At 30.3% G+C, this 2,119-nt stretch carries 3 protein-coding genes; all 3 read right to left on the bottom strand.

Translation table 11 applies throughout. The annotated features are described in order from the left end of the window. Positions 1–45 precede the first annotated feature (45 nt). The 3 genes from EIG86_RS00585 to EIG86_RS00575 all read right to left on the bottom strand — a co-directional run bounded on the left by EIG86_RS00585 (position 46) and on the right by EIG86_RS00575 (position 1,999). Entirely contained in the window at positions 46–675 is a 630-nt protein-coding gene (locus EIG86_RS00585) for a toxin-antitoxin system YwqK family antitoxin (RefSeq protein ID WP_127844218.1), read from the bottom strand. 160 nt (positions 676–835) lie between these two features. Then, positions 836–1,384 carry a toxin-antitoxin system YwqK family antitoxin gene (locus EIG86_RS00580; RefSeq protein ID WP_127844217.1) on the bottom strand — a complete coding sequence of 183 codons (549 nt, stop codon included), beginning with the start codon at positions 1,382–1,384 and terminating at the stop codon, positions 836–838. A 147-nt stretch (positions 1,385–1,531) separates the two neighbouring features. After that, positions 1,532–1,999 carry an RDD family protein gene (locus EIG86_RS00575; protein WP_127844216.1) on the bottom strand — a complete coding sequence of 156 codons (468 nt, stop codon included), beginning with the start codon at positions 1,997–1,999 and terminating at the stop codon, positions 1,532–1,534. Positions 2,000–2,119 lie beyond the last annotated feature (120 nt).

Here is a 2,119-nt window from a genome sequence, read left to right as displayed (position 1 = left end):
ATGTCCAAATTTAAAAATTATATTATACTTTTGAACAGTTCGGTTTTAGGGGAAGCTTACAAATTCGACTAAAATACCTCTCAATTTTTTTGGTCCTATTGAATTGTAATATCTGCCGAAAATTACTGTTTTACCCCAATTTGTTGTCAATCCCAACTTTTCTTTTAATTCGGGGTCAGAATTCAGATTATAGATAGTATCTAAATCCATTTCATCAAGATTTGAAAAGTCCTCATTAAAATTAATTGAATAGTCTTTGGGTAAAATCACATAAGTTTCTGAATATCTATCTCTAAAACATGGAGCGGTTAAGTCAATTTTCACTTTTATGGGTTCATTCAATTTTATGGTATCCTTTTCAAGTGTCAATTGATAATAACAACTTTGATTGTTAAGAGTATCGCCTTTTTGGTTGAGTTTCCAATCTTGATTTATGAATGATTTATTTTCTATTATTTTATACTCGACAACTCTATTCAGTTTTCCATTATTGTCAAAGTATTTCCAAGAACCAATCTTTTGATCTTTTTTGTCTATTAAACCTTTAGATTTCAAATTCCCATTGGAATAATAATTCTCTTTTTCGACAGAGTCATTCGTATTTGTAGATTCATTTTTAACATCACATGAAAATAAACAAACACTAATTATAAGGAGTATTAAACTTTTATTCATTGAATGGGCGAATCATATTAATGCCAACGGTCTCGCATATCGACTCGTTGCGGAAAATTAGCGATTATTTTTCAATTTAAGATTTTAACTTCCAGAAAATCCCAAACCTTGATTTCAGACCAAACTCCGCAATGAGCGATATGCAGTGTTGGCAGCTGTATTATTTTTTGGGTTCTCCTTCTTCATATTCCACCTTTTTCTCTAATTTACCACTTTTATCAAAATAGAATATAGTACCGTGACTTTGGCCTTTTTTCGTCTGCCCGATTTTCTTTATAACACCATTCTCGTGAAACTCTAGTGTCTGGCTATCATTAAATGTATCTTTATTTCTAAAGGATTTTATAGAACCATTATCGTAAAAATCAATAATTACACCATCAAATACTCCATTATTTACTTCATATAAATACTTTGGGCGAAAGGTTTTTTTATTCAATAGCAAACCAAAACCATGTAAAGTGTCATTTTCATAATGTCTCAATCCAATGATGTTGTTGTTTCTATCGAATAATAAGCCAGTTCCATTTTTTAGTCCATTTTTAATTAAAACTTCAAAATGCTTAGTACCATCTGGACGATATTCGTTAAGTGTGTCAATTTTACTCGATTTATCTAATTCACCCGTTTTAAACTCTTTTGTTTGAGAATAAATATCAGAACTAAATAATATTAATAAAAATATAAAATGTATGATTGTTTTTTTCATATAGCTGCCAACGGTCTCGCATAACGCTTCGTTGCTGGAAAATTAGCGATTATTTTTCAATTATTGTTTTTACTTGCAGAAAATCCCAAACCCTGATTTCAGCCTGGACTCCGCAATGAGCGTTATGCAGTGTTACCATACGTTTTTCTATTCAGATTGTTTTAAATCGGATGTTTTCACTACAATCGTTTTCGCCCACATATCACCTAATCTTTGGTTTTTTTCAGAGTTTTTAATTGTCAGAATTCCAATCAGTCCAAATAGAAACATATCAATTGGATCAAGTAAATGTCTTTTGAAAGATTGTCCAAAATTCGGTTTTATATTCGACCCTTCGAAATTCGAATTAGCATTTTGATTTATAGAAATCGGTTTTAAATCAACTAATGAATTTCCAAGAGTTTCGCCCATCAACTGCTCGATTCCAATTGTCATAATCGCCCAAAATAAAATTGGAACTAAACTTAAAATTCCACTTACGCTATAACCACCTGATTCATTTTGTTCGCCAAATGCATAAATGTAGATAAATAAAAAACCATAGATAATCGCATAATCAATTAAACCAGCAATTATTCGTTTTCCAATCAAAGGTTGAGTTTTTAATTCAGTCATTAGTAATTTAGTTTGTTTGTCAATTTTTAAGGTGATTTCAATTTTTAAATGTATGGTAACGTTCTCGCATATCGCTTCGTTGCGGGAAAATTAGCGATTATTTTTTAATTTATGTTTTAA

It is taken from the genome of Psychroflexus aestuariivivens, from assembly GCF_004010055.1.
GTDB lineage: Bacteria > Bacteroidota > Bacteroidia > Flavobacteriales > Flavobacteriaceae > Psychroflexus > Psychroflexus aestuariivivens.
This window is presented reverse-complemented; position numbering and strand designations above follow the sequence as displayed.

Excerpts from the sequence above, each read along its gene's own strand:
- EIG86_RS00585 (WP_127844218.1), bottom strand. The coding sequence starts at position 675 with ATGAATAAAAGTTTAATACTCCTTATAATTAGTGTTTGTTTATTTTCA.
- EIG86_RS00580 (WP_127844217.1), bottom strand. The coding sequence starts at position 1,384 with ATGAAAAAAACAATCATACATTTTATATTTTTATTAATATTATTTAGT.
- EIG86_RS00575 (WP_127844216.1), bottom strand. The coding sequence starts at position 1,999 with ATGACTGAATTAAAAACTCAACCTTTGATTGGAAAACGAATAATTGCT.